The following is a 15,005-nucleotide window of genomic DNA, read 5'->3' as shown; positions in this document are numbered from 1 at the left end:
CCCGGACGGCAAGACGAAAGCGGATAATCCTGGACCTCAACGCCCCCGCCCACGGCGGCACCGAAAGAACAAGTCCGCAGGAGAGCGCCCGGCCGTCCCCGGACGCGACCATCGCCGACGCGCACGCCGCCGGCGCCGACATCCCCATCCCCCCCGACGACACCCAGGCGCGCCCCCTTCAGGGCCTGTCCATCCCCCGCCGCCTGTTCCTGGCCTTCACCCTGCTCTTCGTCCTGGCGGCCGCAGTCTGCCTGTGGGGCATGCGCAGGATCGACGTCATCGTCAGCACCACCCGCGACAGCCAGCAGGCCCTGGCCGTCATCCAGGCGGTGGAGGCGGTGCGCACCACCATGCTGGACCAGGAGACGGGCCTGCGCGGCTATATCGTGGCGGGCGACCCCACCTTCCTGGAGCCGACCCGCCAAGCCATGCAATCGCAGGAAAGCCGCCTGGCAAGGCTGGAGGCGCTGATCCAGAGCGACATGGACCAGCGGCGGCGGGTGGACACGCTGCGCGCCGAGGTGCGTGATTGGCAGGACGGCTACGCCAACCCCACCCTGACCATGGCGACAGACCCCACGACGCGGGCCCTGGCCCGCGACCAGGCCCGGGCCCTAGGGGGCAAGCGTTCAATGGATGCGGTGCGCAGCACGCTGGACGCCATCGCGACGGCGGAACGCGAGATGCTGGACCAGGATCTGGTGCGCCAGCAGAACGCCCAGTCGGAAGGGGCGCTGGGCATCCTGGTGGGCGGCCTGATGATCGTCGCCACCGCCATCGGCATCTGGGTGCTGCTGTCGCGCAGCCTGGTGCTGCCCATCATGGCCTTGACCACGGCGCTGCGCGGCATCGCCCGGGGCGACACCAGCGTCACGGTCACCGGTGCCGGACGCAGCGATGAGCTGGGCACCATGGCACGCGCGCTGCAGTCGCTGAAGGAACAGCAGCAGGCGCGCGAGCGCCAGCGGGCGGAGCGCCAGGCCTTGGAACGCCGCATGCTGGCCACCGTGCAGGAAAGTCGTGAGCGGCTGGACAGCATCCTGAACAGCCTGGAGGACGGTGTCCTGACCATCAATGAGGCGGGCGTCATCCTGTCCGCCAACCGCGCCGGCGCCACCATGCTGGGCCGCGACGTGCGCCAATTGCTGGGCCTGCCGGTGGACGATTTCCTGACCCTGCCCAGCCTGGCCGGGGCCAGCGCCGCCGCCAGCGCCGTGCTGGAAGAGGCGGCCGGCACCCTGTGGCTGCCCCTGGCGCTGGAAGGGAACCGCCCCCGCGAGGTCGAGGTGCGCGGCGAGGAACGCCGCTTCCCAGCGGAACTGACCGTCACCACCACCCAGCTGGATGACCGCCCCCTTTACACCCTGGTGCTGCGCGACATCACGCACCGCAAGGAGGTGGAGCGCATGAAGGACGCCTTCATCTCCACCGTCAGCCATGAATTGCGCACGCCGTTGACCTCCATCCACGGGTCCATCCGCCTGGCGCTGGGCATGCCGGACGCCCTGACCGAACAGGCGCAGAACCTATTGCGCATCGCCGACCGCAACAGCGAGCGGCTGATCGCCATCGTCAACGACCTGCTGGATATCGAGCGCATTGAATCCGGCACCCTGGACCTGAAGGCGGACAAGCTGGACCTGGCGGAATTGGCGGCGGAGACGGTGGCGACGCTGCGCCCCATGGCCGAGGAACACACCATCACCCTACGCCACACTTCCGCCGGCCCCCTTCCCGTGGTGGGCGACCCGCGGCGCCTGCGGCAGGTGCTGGCCCACCTGCTGTCCAACGCCATCAAATATTCCAACCCGGGCGGCGCCGTCACCGTGCGGGGCGACATGCAGGAAGGCCGCATCCGCCTCTCGGTGCACGACAACGGCCCCGGCGTGCCCGACTGGTTCAAGCCGCGCCTGTTTCAGAAATTCGCCCAGGCGGACTCGTCGGATAGCCGGCAGAAAGGGGGGAATGGCCTGGGCCTGTCCATCGTCAAAGCCATCGTGGAGCGCCACGGCGGGCACATAACCCTGACCAGCCACCCGGGCGACACGGAATTCGTGCTGACCCTGCCATCCAGGCGTATCGGCGCCCGGTCCGACGCCCCTGCGGCCGCCGACATGCCGCAGCCCCCGTGCCCTGAGCCCCCGTGCCCTGAGCCCCCCTGCCCTCAGGCCCCCTGAACGGCATCTTGGCGGCCCGATAGCCTGTGGCCGACTGTCGCCCGAACTCCATTTGCGCCCGCTGGCCCCGGCGGCTACCCTGATGCGCACTGTAGCGCCACGGGGACGCCGGCATGTCCCGCCCAAGACCACCGCGAGGCAGCATGGCCGAGTCACTGAACCGCATCCTCTATGTCGATGACGAGCCGGACATCCGCGCCATCGTCGAACTCAGTCTGCGCCATGTCGGCGGCTTTGACGTGCAGATGGCTGAATCCGGTGCCCGCGCCTTGGAAATCCTGGACGGCTGGACGCCCCAGTTGATCCTGCTGGACGCCATGATGCCCGGCATGGACGGCCCCGCCACCCTGGCCGCCATCCGCCAGCGCCCGGCCCTGGCCGGCGTGCCCATCGCCTTCATGACCGCCAAGGTCCAACCGTCGGAAGTGGCACGGTTCAAGGAGCTGGGCGCCGTGGGCGTCGTCGCCAAGCCCTTCGACCCCATGAGCCTGCCAAACACCGTGCGCGAACTGTGGGGTGGCGCCGGCCCGACATGATCCAGGACACCCCACCCACCATGCCGACCCTGCCAGCGGACCTGCTGGCGCGGATGCAGAAAATCCGCCAGGACTTCTTGGCCGGCCTGCCGGACCGCCTGACGCAAATCCGGCAGGCGGCCGAGGCGCTGGAAGGACTGGACGGCGACGACGCCACCGCCGCCCGCGCCGACCTGTCGCGCCATGCCCATTCCCTGGCCGGCTCCGGCGCCACCTTCGGCCTGCCGGACCTGAGCGTCGCCGCCCGCGTGCTGGAGGGCGTGATCAACCGGCCGGGCGCCATCGCCCCGTCGGTGCTCCGCGCTGCTATCGATGGACTGGAGCGAACAATCGCCGGCGCCGCCCCGTTGGCCCCCGCCGTCGATACCCTACCCACCGCCCCCACCCTGTCCAGCGAGGGGCCCTACCGTTCCGTCTACCTGATGCAAGCCGATGGCGCGGGCGCCGAGGATCTGGCCGACATCCTGGCCGCCTACGGCTATAAGCTGACCGCCTTCCCCGATGGCGACGCCCTAGCCGCCGCCGTGGCCGATGCCGCACCGGAAGCGATCATTCTGGACGTCAACCCGCACGGCATGATCCCCAACGCCACGCAGATGACGGACGGAAAGGGGCGCAAGATACCGACCCTCGCGCTGTCGTCCGCCACCGGCTTCGCCGCGCGGCTGGCAGCGGCAAGGGCCGGCTGCGACGCCTATGTGGTGAAACCGCCGGACGCCAACGCCCTTGTCGATCATCTGGACCGCCTGACGGAACGCGACCCCGACCAGCCGTTGCGCATCCTGATCGTGGATGACGACGCCACGCTGGGCGCCTATTACGAGATGGCGCTACGGTCCGCCGGCATGCAGACACGGTTGGTGACCGACCCGCTGCAGGCGGTCGAGGCGCTGTATGACCACAATGCCGACCTGATGGTGACCGACCTCATCATGCCCCAGTGCACGGGCTTCGAACTGGCGTCGGTCCTGCGGCAATATGATGGCCTGCTGGCCCTGCCCATCGTCTTCCTGACGGCGGACCTGGACGCGGAGACGCACCGCTCCGCCGTGCGCACGGGCGTTGATGCCTATCTGACCAAACCCGTCGATCTGGGGGACCTGGCCGAAACCGTGCGCGCCCGCGCCCGGCGCGCCCGCCAGTTGAAGGCGCTGATGGTGCGCGACGGCCTGACCGGCGCCTACAACCACCCCATGATCCAGGATTTGCTGGCGACCGAGGTGGCCCGCGCCCAGCGTGACGGAACGGACCTGTCCTTCGCCATGCTGGATATCGACCATTTCAAGAAGGTCAACGACCGCTACGGCCATGGCGCCGGCGACCGCGTCATCAAGGGCCTGTCACGCCTGTTGCAGCAGCGGCTGCGGCGCAGCGACATGATCGGGCGCTATGGTGGCGAGGAGTTCGCCGTGCTGATGCCTCAGACCAAGGCCCAGGACGCGGCGGAGCGGCTGAACCTGTTGCGCCAGCAGTTCAGCGAAATCCCCTATGTGCACGGCGACACCCAGTTCCAGGTGACCTTTTCCGGCGGCGTAGTGGGACTGAAGCCCGGGCTGGATGCCAAGGCCCTGAACCTGACGGCCGACGCCGCGCTCTATCGCGCGAAGAACGCCGGCCGCAACAGGATCGAGCTGGGCTGATTTCAGCGGCGCCGTGGGCCGGCCGGCTTACCGCACGGGCGCCGTCACCACCTTGGCCGTGGTGCTGACCGCCGTGCCGGCCACGTCGGCCGCCGTGCCCACGGCCGTGCCGGCGGCATCGACCACGACGCAGCCGCTGAGGGCCCCCAGCGCCAGGCCCAGCACCAGTACGCTTCTGCCCACCCGGTAAATCTTTCCCTGGAATAACGACACGCCCGACATGGTGAAACCCCTTGGCTGGCCTGGCTTCCCGTCTGATCCGGGATTCCTGGGGGCCGGCCGCCGGCCCCCTTCCCTTTATACGGAAGCAAAGGGCGGGCCAGGGTGGTCTCTGTCAGGCTATGCCGTCTGGGGCGGTTTGGTCAGGCTATGCCTTCCGGGGCGGTCATGTCGAAACCCAGGGGCGTCACCGACACCAGGCCGTGCTTGAGCGCGCCGGCGTCCGTGTCCGGGCCCAGGATGGGCATGTGGCGGCGAAAAGCCATCCAGTAATAGGTGCCGCCGCGCATGTCGGCGCGCGGTTCCACGTCGATGCGATCCAAGGTGCCCCGGCTCTGCCGCGTCAGCACCACGTCGCCCACATCGGCCGCGTCCACGTCGGGGAAGTTCACGTTCAGCACGGCGTTGGTGGCGACCCGCAGGTCCAGCGCATAGTCCAGCGACCGGGCGAAGACGGCCCGCGCCGTGTCCCAGCGCACCTGTCCGCCCTTGGCGAAGGATTGGCTGAAGGCGATGGCCGGAACGCCCAGCAGGCGCGCGGTCAGGGCCGCCGCCACGGTGCCCGAATAGGGTACCTCGTCGCCCACATTGGCGCCCCGATTGATGCCGGACAGCACGATATCCGGCGGATTGTCTTTCAGCAGGTGGCGCAGGCCGAAGATGGCGCAGTCGCTGGGCGTGCCGGTCAGGGCGTAGCGGCGTTCCCCCCGTTCCTCCACCCGCAGGGGCGTGGTCAGGGTGACGGCACGCGACATGCCGCTCTGGTCCTTCTCCGGCGCCACCACCCAGACCTCCTCCGCCACCCCGGCCACCAGGTCGGCCAGCAGGGCCAGGCCGGGCGCGTTGATGCCGTCGTCGTTGGTGAGCAGCACGCGGCCCAGGCGGCGGGCGGGCGGGACGGATGACGTCATGACTCTGGCCTCGAAAGCGGTGGAACCCTATAGATACGGGCGCACCTTTCCGGGCGGCGGCGCGGATGGCAAGCCGCAATGTCGCGCCCCACTCCGCTTTTACCGCTTTTCCCGTCCAATCCTTCAGGAACCCCGGGACCATGTCCGACGACCGGCTGTCCACCGCCCTTTGGGTCCAGTTGCACCTGCGCCGCTGCGCCGCCGACAGCATCCCCGTCTATGTCCTGCGCAAGGGCGAGGCGGAGAGCGGGCTGATCCTGCTGAAGGTCGTCATCCCCTTCCAGGGCGCCAAGGTCTACACGCAGAGCCGCGACATGGACGGCAAGCTGGGCTGGTTCCCCGGCCTCAGCGGCGCCCAGGTGCCGGAATCGGAGGCCGACGCCTTCATCGAGCGCGCCACCCGCCGCGATCCCGACCTGTGGGTGATCGAGGTGGAAAGCCGCGACGGGTCGCACCCGTTCGAGGGCAAGGTGATCTGAGCCCTAGGTGCCCCCCTGCCCGGATCAGACAAGTTTCGACGGAATTGCACGCCGTATATTTAAATTATTATTTACAAACCGACCCGCCAACCTTGAACAAGGCATCTGAATCGCCCTAATTCCCCTTATAAAACAACCCATAAGGGAGAGCGGCATGCCAAGATCCGTGAGTGTCAGGGTTAAAATCCTGGCGGCCGTCCTTTTGCCGGTCGCCGCGATGATCATCATCGCCATCCTGAGCACGTTCCATGAGCGCACCCTGATGTTGGAAGGCCGCAAGGAACAGATGCTGCGACAGGTCGAGTCGGCAACCAGCCTCCTGGCCTATTATCACGACCTCTCGAGCAACGGAAAACTCAGCGAAGCGGAGGCGTTGGAGCGCGTGAAGACGGACATCCGCGCCATCCGCTTCGCCAACGGCAATTACATCTTCGTCTACAGCGATACCGGGATCGCCCAGGTCGTCGGTCCCCAGCCGCAGATGGAGGGCAAGGACCTGATCGACCTCAAGGATCCGAACGGCGTTCCGTTCATCCGGCTGTTCATCGAGGCGGCGCGCGCCGGCGGCGGGGACGTGGCCTACGCCTTCCCCCGCAAGCAGGGCGATGCGCCCGTGCCCAAGCTGGCCTCCATCCGCCCCTTCGCCCCGTGGAAGCTGCTGGTGGGCGCCGGTGTCTACATCGATGACATCGACACCCTGTTCCATCAGCGCCTGATGACCTACGGCACCGCCCTGGCGGTGGTGAGCCTGGCCATCCTCGGGCTGTCGCTCTACCTGGTGCGCACCATCACGCACCCGCTGGAGGCGATTACCGATGCCATGGTGCGCCTGACCGATGGTGACCGGAATATCGCCATCACTCACGCCGCGCGGGGGGACGAGATCGGCAAACTGGCGCGGGCCCTGACCGTGTTCCGCGACAGCCTGATGGAACTGGACCGGAAGGAGCAGGAACGGCGGGAGGCGGCCGGCCGCGCCGCCGCGGCGCTGAAGTCGGAGCGCGAGGCCATCGCCAACACCTTCCAGCAGAGCGTCATGGGCCTGATCCAGCGCAGCGCGGAGGCGGCCAACGAAATCCACCACACCACGGAGACGATGAGCGACGTGGCCGACCGGGCCAGCATCCAGGCCCGGGACGCCGCCACCGCCGCCGGACAGGCCAGCACCAATGTGCAGACGGTAGCGGCCGCGTCGGAGGAGCTGTACGCGTCCATCAGCGAGATCAGCCGCCAGGTGGCGGACGCGGCCCGCATCGCGGTCGAAGCGGCGGACCAGACGGGCAAGATCAACACCATGATGCTGAGCCTGTCGCAATCGGCAGGCCGGATCGGCGAGGTGGTTCAACTGGTGGCCGGGATCGCCAGCCAGACCAACCTGCTGGCCCTGAACGCCACCATCGAGGCGGCGCGCGCCGGCGAGGCGGGCAAGGGCTTCGCTGTGGTCGCCAGCGAGGTGAAGACCCTCGCCACCCAGACGGCCAAGGCGACGGAGGAGATCACGGCCCAGGTCGCCGATGTCCAGCAGGAAACGGCGCAGGCCGTCGCCGCCATCCGCACCGTCAGCGGCGTCATCGACCAGATCCGCACCATTTCGTCCGGCATCGCGGCGGCGGTCGAGGAACAGGGCGCCGCCACCCGGGAGATCGCCCGCAACGTCACCGAAGCGGCCAGCGAAACCGAGGAGATGAGCGCCAACATCGGCGGCCTGACCGAAGCGGCGGCGACCACGGGATCGGTGGCGCAGAAACTGCTGTCCGCCTCAAGCGACCTCGCCCGCAATGCCGAACGCATGCGCGGCGACGTGGACAATTTCCTGCGCGGCATCCGCGCCGCCTGACGCGCCGGAGGGCCAACGCGGCGGGGGGCCCTACTCCGCCGCGTTGGCGCGGCCGTCGGTGTTGGCGGGGACCAGGCGGCGGGCGGCGCGGCGGGCCTTGCCGCGATGCAGCTGCCGGTCGATCCAGCGGCTGAAATCCTCCATGTAGAGGTACAGCACCGGGGTGATGTAGAGCGTCAGCAGCTGCGACACCACCAGGCCGCCGACCACCGCCACGCCCAGGGGCTGGCGCAGCTCGGCGCTGGCACCGGAGGCGAGCGCTATGGGCAGCGTGCCCATGAGGGCCGCCATGGTGGTCATCATGATGGGGCGGAAGCGCAGCAGGCAGGCGCGGTAAATGGCGTCCTGCGGCGCAGCACCCTCTCGCCGGGCCTCCAGCGCGAAGTCGATCATCATGATCGCGTTCTTCTTCACGATGCCGATCAGCATCAGCACGCCGATGATGGCGATGACGCTGAGGTCGAAGCCGAACAGCATGAGCGAACCCACCGCCCCCACCGCCGCCGAGGGCAGGCCGGACAGAATGGTCAGCGGGTGGATGAAGCTTTCATACAGCACACCCAGCACGACGTAGATGACCAGCACGGCCGTCAGCAGCAGCAGGCCCTGGTTGGCCAACGCCTGCTGGAACACCTGGGCGGTGCCCTGGAAACTGCCGGATATGCTGTCCGGCATGCCGATGTCGCGCTGCACGCCCTCGATGGCCGTCACGGCGGCCCCCAGGGAGACGCCCGGCGTCAGGTTGAACGACAGGGTGACGGCCGGCAGCTGCCCCTGGTGGTTCACGCTGATGGGGCCCGACGTGCGGTCGATGCGGGCCACGGCGCCCAGGGGGATCAGCTTGCCGCTGTCGGAACGGATGTAGATGCGGTTCAGCACGTCGGCCGACTTCTGCGCCTCCGGCGACAGCTCCAGGATCACCTCGTAATCGTTGGTCGGCGTGTAGATGGTGGAGATCTGGCGCGTGCCGAAGGCGCTGTAGAGGCTGGAGCGCAGGTTCTCCGCTGTCAGGCCCAGCATGTAGGCCTTGTCCAGGTCGATATGGATGGAAGCGTTCTGGCCGGACAGCTGCAGGTCGCTGGCCACGTCCTGCAACTGCGGCATCTGCGCCATCTTCTGCATCAGCCGGTCCGACCATTGGTACAGCTGCGGCTGGTCCAGGCCCTGCAGCGTATACTGGTACAGGCTCTTGGACTGGCGGCCGGAGACGTTCAGGTTCTGCACCGGCTGGAAGAAGACGTTGATGCCGGGGATGCCGGCCACGTCCCGGCGTAAACTCTGCAGCACCGCCTCCATCTTGGGGCGGTGGGCGCGGTCCTTCAGCGACATGAAGACACGGCCGGCGTTGGTGACGTTGCCGCCACCGCCGACAGAGGAGATGAAGGTCTCCACATAAGGATTCTTGGCCACCGCCGCCGCCACCTGCTGCTGCAGGACGATCATGGCGTCGAAGGAGATGTCCTGCCGGGCTTCCGTCTGGGCGAAGATCTGGCCGTTGTCCTCGGTGGGGAAGAAGCCCTTCTGCACCTGCTGGAACAGCACGACGGTGCCCACCAGGGTGGCGAAGAACACGGCCACCACCACGCGGCGGTGGGCCAGGCACCAAGTCAGCGTCCGGTCGTAGCCTTTCAGCCAGGCCTGGAACCCCGCCTCCGTCACCCGCTCGAACCGGTTGGGCTTGGCATGGTGGTCATGGTGGATGAAGCGGCTGCACAGCATGGGCGTCAGCGTCAGCGACGTGATGGCCGAGGCCGCGATGGCCAGGGTCACGGTCACGGCGAATTCATGGAACAGCCGGCCCACCACGCCGCCCATCATGAAGATGGGGATGAACACCGCCACCAGCGACAGGGTGATGGAGATGATGGTGAAGCCGATCTCCCGGCTGCCCTTCACCGCCGCCTCGAACGGGCTCATGCCCTCTTCGATGTAGCGGACGATGTTCTCCAGCATGACGATGGCGTCGTCCACCACCAGGCCCACCGACAGGGTCAGCGCCAGGAGCGAGATGTTGTCGATGGAAAAGCCGAAGGCCTTCATGGCGCCGGCGGCGCCGATGAGGGAGATGGGCACGGCGATGCCGGGGATCAGCGTGGCGCTGACCTTGCGCAGGAACAGGAAGATGACCATGACCACCAAGCCGATGGTCAGGATCAGCGTGAACTGCACATCCTCCACCGCCGCGCGGATGGACAGCGACCGGTCGATCAGCACGTTGATGTTGATGGAGGGCGGCAGGCTGGCCTTGAAGGTGGGGATGACCCGCTTCACGGCGTCCACCACCTCCACCGTGTTAGCGTCGGGCTGGCGCTGGATGGCCAGGACGATGGTGCGGGTGCCGTTGAACCAGCTGGCGGTCCGGTCGTTCTCCACCCCGTCGATGACACTGGCGACGTCGCCCAGGCGCACCGGGGCGCCGTTGCGGGTGGCGATGACCAGGTGGGAGAAGCTCTGCGCGTCGAACAGCTGGGTGTTGGTCTCCAGGATGAGCTGCTGCGCCGAGCCCGAGACCACGCCGACGGGAGAGCTGGAATTGGCGGCGACGATGGCGTTCTGCACCTCATCCACGCCGATGCCCCGGGCGGCCAGCGCCTCCGGGTTCAGGCGGATGCGCACCGCGAACTTCTGCGCCCCCCAAACCTGCACCTGCGCCACGCCGCTGAGGGTGGACAGGGCTGGGCTCAGCAGGGTTTCGGCGTATTCGTCCACCTGGCTCAGCGGCAGGGTGGCGCTGCTGAGGGCCAGCAGCAGCACCGGCTGGTCGGCCGGGTTCACCTTGCGGTAGCTGGGCGGGGTCGTCATCTCGATGGGCAGGCGGCGCTGCACCCGGGACAAGGCCGCCTGCACGTCCAGCGCGGCGCTGTCGATGTCACGGTCCAGTTCGAACTGGATGTTGACGTTGGTGCTGCCCTGCACGCTGCTGGAGGTGATGCTCTCGATGCCGGCGATGGTGGAGAACTCACGCTCCAGCTGGATGGCGACGGAGGACGCCATGGTGTCCGGGCTGGCGCCCGGCAGGCTGGCCGACACGCTGATGACGGGAAAGTCCACGCGCGGCAGGGCCGCCACGGGCAGGTATTTGTAGGCCAGCACGCCGCTGAGGATCAGCGCCGCCGTCAGCAGGACGGTCATCACCGGCCGGCGGATGCAAAGCTCGGAAATGTTCACGTGCGCGCCTTTCCGCTGGCCTGCACGGCGCCCGCGCTGGGATTGGCGCTGTCGGCCTCGACCCCGCCCCCTTGGGTGGCCGGGCGTTCCACGATCTTTGCACCGGGGACCAGGCGCAGCTGGCCTTCGGTCACCACCCGCTCACCCGCCTCGACGCCGCTCGCAATGACGGCACCCTGCTCGGCGAAGCGACCCACCGTCACCGGGCGCATGTCGACCGTGTCGTCGGCCTTGACCACGAAAACGTAAGCGCCGGCCTGGCCGCGCTGCACCGCCACCGCCGGCACGGACAGCACGTCGGCCTCCATGCCCAGGTGCAGGGTGACGTCCACGAACTGGCCCGGCCACAGGGCGCGGTCCTTATTGTCGTACAGGCCCTTCAGCTGGATGGTGCCGGACTGGGCGTCCACGCTGTTGTCAATGAAGACCAGGCGGCCCGTGGCGGCGACCAGGCCGTCGGCGGTCTTGGCCGAAACCAGGGGCGGCCGGCCGGACCGCAAGGCCTGGCGTACCGCCGTCACATGCTTCTCCGGCACGGTGAAGGCGACGTTGATGGGCGCCACCTGCACCAGGGTGGTGAGGGTGGAGCCGCTGTCGCTGCCCTTCACCAGGTTGCCGGGACGCAATTGGATGCTGCCCACCACCCCGTCGATGGGGGAGCGGATTTCGGTGAAGGCCAGGGTCAGGCGGGCCTGGTCCACCGCCGCCTGGTCGGCCAGCACCGTGGCCTCCTGCGCCTTGGCGGTGGCCGACGCCTGCTCGTTCTGCTGCATGGAGACGGCGCCCCGCGCGAACAGGTCGGCGTTGCGCTTGGCGTCGGACCGCGCCTGGCCCAGGTTGGCCTGGTCACGGGCCAGGTTGGCCTCCGCCTGCATCAGGGCGGCCCTGGCCGGGCGCTGGTCCAGCAGGAACAGCAGGTCACCGGACTTGACCTCCTGCCCCTCCTCCACCTTCGCTTCCATCAGCTGGCTGTCGATGCGGGCGCGCACCTGCACGGTGGAGATGGGCTGCACCGTGCCCACGGCGGCCACGTCGATGGGCATGGCGCCGCGCCGCACGTGCGCCGTCACCACCGGCACCGGGCCGTTGCTGTTAGTGCCAGGGCCACGCGTGCCCGGCGGGGCCGAGGCTTCCGCTTCAGCCCCGGGCGCTTCGGACTTGGCCCCCCACACGCGGTACCCGCCGTACGCGGCGATCAGGGCAAGGACCAGCGCGGCGGCGGCCGTGCGACGATTCATCGGGACTTCTCCGGGAACGAACGGGGGCGGGCGACATCGGGACCGGTGGCATCATGGGGCAAAACGGTGACAGTTGCCTTAACGCGGTTGAAAACGACACCAGCCGCCGCCCGTCGGACGGCGGACATCACGCCCAGCCCTGTCAGCCCACGCGTCGGCATCTGCGACCCAACCCCGCGCCTCGTCCGCACAACCGCCAGCCCCCCGGGCCCCACCCCCAAGCAGGCAAAACGTCGCGGATCCCGGTTTTCGCAGTCTTATAAGATATACATCGGCCTCAGGCATTATCCTTAAAGTCTGAGGCCCCGCCAGCGCGTGAAGCGGCCTGCACGAGCGACGGGAGACAGGTACCCGGCGCCGTCCCCTTTGGCGGAACATACCGCCCATCTCCGGCCACGGCGCGTTCATGCCTTCGCAGCCTGCGATGGATAGGGTACACCGGCGCCGTTTTCCCACATTTCCGCATTCAAAGACCTGAGGAGGCTTCTGAAACGATGCGCCGTCTGCTGCTGCTGTCCACCATCCTGGCGGGTTCGCCCGTCCTCTCGGCTTCGGCCGCCCTGGCCGCAGACGTTTCGTCCTCCTATACCGCCGACCATACCGCCGATCGACATACCGACGACCCCCATACCACCGGCGGGCAGACACCCGCCTCTATGGCCCCCGCCGCCGACAGCGACTCTCCGCTGGACCAGATCATCGTCACCGCCACCCGCCGGGCCGAAGCCCTGCGCGACGTGCCCGCCAGCGTGTCCACCGTGTCGCGCGACGAGTTCGAACAGAAGGGTGTGCTGTTCATCGGCGATGAACTGACGGACCTGCCGGGCGTGCTGGTGTCCAAGAACGACATGGGCACCTACACCTCGATCACCCTGCGCGGCGTGCCCAGCAAGGTGCATAACGACACGCTGGTGGTGATGATGGACGGCATCCCCTACGTCACCGGGGATGACGAGGTCGACCTGGAACAGCTGCCCTACAGCGCGGTGGGCAGGGTGGACGTGGTCCGCGGCCCCATGTCGGCCTTGTACGGCCGGGGCGCCATCAGCGGCACCATCAACTACCTGACCCGCGAGGTTACCGGCGAGACCAAGGGCGAGGTCACCCTGCAGGCCGGCAGCGACGGCTGGCTGCACGGCGACGCCCTGCTGCAGACGCCCACCGTGAAGGGTGGCGCGCTGCTGCTGGACGTGGGGCATGAGCGGGGCGACGGCTGGCGCGACCGCACCGGCCGCAACGAGACCAACCTGTTCCTGAAGCACCAGCTGGACATGGGCGATGCCGGCCGCCTGACCGTCACCGCCACCTGGGTGGACACCCGCCAGCAGCTGGCGGGCGAGCTGCCGGTGGACAGCCGGGGTGAGCTGGTCGCCCTGCCGGGCGGCCGCGAGGCCAACTGGAACGAGGACAACGCCGGCTTCTACAAGCGCATGGCCACGGCCACGGCGACGTACGAGCGTGACCTGGCCGAGGGCCTGGTGGCCACCACCAAGCTGCATGTCCGCCAGGCTCTGACCTCCGCCCTGCAGGGCTTCGCCAACGAGTACGACCCCAGCGCCGGCTCGGTCACCTTCACCGGCTTCCGCGTGGACGGCAACACCATCACCGGTTATGGCGAGCAGCAGCTGTCCTGGACCCACGGGCCCTGGCAGGTGCTGGGCGGCGTCAGCGCGGAGCAAGTGCGCGCCCACCATACCGAGCATTGGACCGGCCAGCTGGACGACACCTACTACTACGGTGAGCAGCGCAGCATCCTGACCGGCCAGAACATCGACACGGATGAGTGGGTGACGGACACCCAGTTGAACGCCTACGGCCGCGAGCGCGCCTACGCCGCCTATCTGCAGGTGGACCGGACCTTCGGGCCCGTCACCCTGGACGTGGGCGGCCGCTATGACTACTTCGAGCGGCATGTCGTCTATGGCGACACCACCAGCGGCGGGCCCAACGGCACCATCACGCCGGGCGGCACCGCCTATGACGACAACGCCCATTTCAGCCCCAAGGCGTCGGTCACCTGGAAGGTGACGCCCGAGGTCAGCGCCTATGTCGCCTACGGCCAGGGCTTCTCCGCGGCCTTCGGGCCGCTGTGGTCCTTCCGCACCCGCCAGACCGGCCTGAACCCGGAACTGGCGGACAATGTGGAGGCCGGCGTGAAGGGCGATGCCTTCGGCGGCCTGCTGTCGGGCAGCGTCACCATCTATCGCCTGCAGCGCCACGACCTGCTGCAGGTGGTGGAGGTCAATGGCGTGCCGCAGACCTTCAACACGGGTGAGCAGCTGTCGCAGGGGGTGGAACTGGCGGGCAGCGCCCGGCTGGACAGCCTGGTGCCCCACCTGTCGGCCGACGTCACCTACGGCTATACCGAGGCCTACTGGCTGGACGACCGCTTCGTGGAAAGCGACACGCTGATCCAGCGCGACTTCACCGGCAAGCGGGTGCAGGGCGTTCCCCGGCATACGGGCAGCGTCGCCCTGAACCAGGGCATCCCGGCATTGGGCCTGTCGGCCAAGCTGTGGGTGGAGATGTTCGGCGACTATGCCTACGACAGCCAGAACAGCCGCGTCAGCGGTGGCTACGCCCTGTGGAACACCACCTGGACGTGGACGCCGCCCCATCAGGACACCGTGGATTTGAGCCTGACGGTGCGCAACCTGTTCGACCGCAAGGTGAACCTGATCGAGGCCGACGACAACGGCCCCCTGGGCGCCTTCCCCCAGCCGCCGCGCCAGGTCCTGGGCACGGTCAAGGTGCGGTTCTAGGCGGCCAAGGCCTACGGCACGTTCAAAGACCGGCGCGC

The 15,005-nt window shown here is 68.4% G+C and carries 10 protein-coding genes; 6 read left to right on the top strand and 4 right to left on the bottom strand.

From position 1 onward, the window contains the following. The first annotated feature begins 260 nt into the window (after nucleotides 1-260). The 3 genes from FBZ87_RS04370 to FBZ87_RS04360 all read left to right on the top strand — a co-directional run bounded on the left by FBZ87_RS04370 (nucleotide 261) and on the right by FBZ87_RS04360 (nucleotide 4,353). Nucleotides 261-2,177: an ATP-binding protein gene (locus FBZ87_RS04370; protein ID WP_145609157.1), complete on the top strand. Its 1,917-nt coding sequence runs from the start codon at nucleotides 261-263 to the stop codon at nucleotides 2,175-2,177. Between the two features lie 143 nt (nucleotides 2,178-2,320). After that, entirely contained in the window at nucleotides 2,321-2,713 is a 393-nt protein-coding gene (locus FBZ87_RS04365) for a response regulator (protein WP_145609156.1), read from the top strand. Then, nucleotides 2,710-4,353, top strand: a complete 1,644-nt coding sequence (locus FBZ87_RS04360) for a diguanylate cyclase (protein ID WP_145609155.1) — start codon at nucleotides 2,710-2,712, stop codon at nucleotides 4,351-4,353. Before FBZ87_RS04365 ends, FBZ87_RS04360 begins: the two co-directional genes overlap by 4 nt. A gap of 27 nt (nucleotides 4,354-4,380) precedes the next feature. Here the strand turns inward: FBZ87_RS04360 and FBZ87_RS04355 are convergent, their stop codons facing one another. Continuing rightward, nucleotides 4,381-4,536: a hypothetical protein gene (locus tag FBZ87_RS04355; RefSeq protein WP_211106848.1), complete on the bottom strand. Its 156-nt coding sequence runs from the start codon at nucleotides 4,534-4,536 to the stop codon at nucleotides 4,381-4,383. A gap of 179 nt (nucleotides 4,537-4,715) precedes the next feature. After that, on the bottom strand, nucleotides 4,716-5,483 hold the full coding sequence (surE, locus tag FBZ87_RS04350; protein ID WP_145609154.1) for a 5'/3'-nucleotidase SurE: 768 nt from the start codon (nucleotides 5,481-5,483) through the stop codon (nucleotides 4,716-4,718). A 140-nt stretch (nucleotides 5,484-5,623) separates the two neighbouring features. On the opposite strand from surE, the gene FBZ87_RS04345 reads away from it, so the two are divergent. Together FBZ87_RS04345 and FBZ87_RS04340 are read left to right on the top strand one after the other, a co-directional pair. Beyond that, a complete protein-coding gene (locus FBZ87_RS04345) occupies nucleotides 5,624-5,962 on the top strand; it encodes a DUF1491 family protein (RefSeq protein ID WP_145609153.1) in 339 nt (112 codons plus the stop codon). 154 nt (nucleotides 5,963-6,116) lie between these two features. Next, a complete protein-coding gene (locus FBZ87_RS04340) occupies nucleotides 6,117-7,799 on the top strand; it encodes a methyl-accepting chemotaxis protein (RefSeq protein ID WP_145609152.1) in 1,683 nt (560 codons plus the stop codon). Between the two features lie 30 nt (nucleotides 7,800-7,829). Here FBZ87_RS04340 and FBZ87_RS04335 read toward each other — a convergent pair whose 3' ends face one another. Both FBZ87_RS04335 and FBZ87_RS04330 read right to left on the bottom strand, forming a co-directional pair. After that, complete coding sequence (locus tag FBZ87_RS04335; RefSeq protein WP_145609151.1) at nucleotides 7,830-10,967, bottom strand: efflux RND transporter permease subunit; 3,138 nt, start codon at nucleotides 10,965-10,967, stop codon at nucleotides 7,830-7,832. After that, a complete protein-coding gene (locus FBZ87_RS04330; protein ID WP_145609150.1) occupies nucleotides 10,964-12,205 on the bottom strand; it encodes an efflux RND transporter periplasmic adaptor subunit in 1,242 nt (413 codons plus the stop codon). The genes FBZ87_RS04335 and FBZ87_RS04330 overlap by 4 nt, the downstream gene beginning before the upstream one ends. A gap of 494 nt (nucleotides 12,206-12,699) precedes the next feature. Between FBZ87_RS04330 and FBZ87_RS04325 the strand changes: the two genes are divergently transcribed. Next, nucleotides 12,700-14,967 carry a TonB-dependent receptor gene (locus FBZ87_RS04325; protein ID WP_145609149.1) on the top strand — a complete coding sequence of 756 codons (2,268 nt, stop codon included), beginning with the start codon at nucleotides 12,700-12,702 and terminating at the stop codon, nucleotides 14,965-14,967. Nucleotides 14,968-15,005: the final 38 nt, after the last annotated feature.

Source organism: Nitrospirillum amazonense (genome assembly GCF_007828035.1).
Classification (GTDB): domain Bacteria; phylum Pseudomonadota; class Alphaproteobacteria; order Azospirillales; family Azospirillaceae; genus Nitrospirillum; species Nitrospirillum amazonense.
Note: the sequence above shows the minus strand (reverse complement) of the source record. Positions and strands in the feature narration are given on the sequence as shown.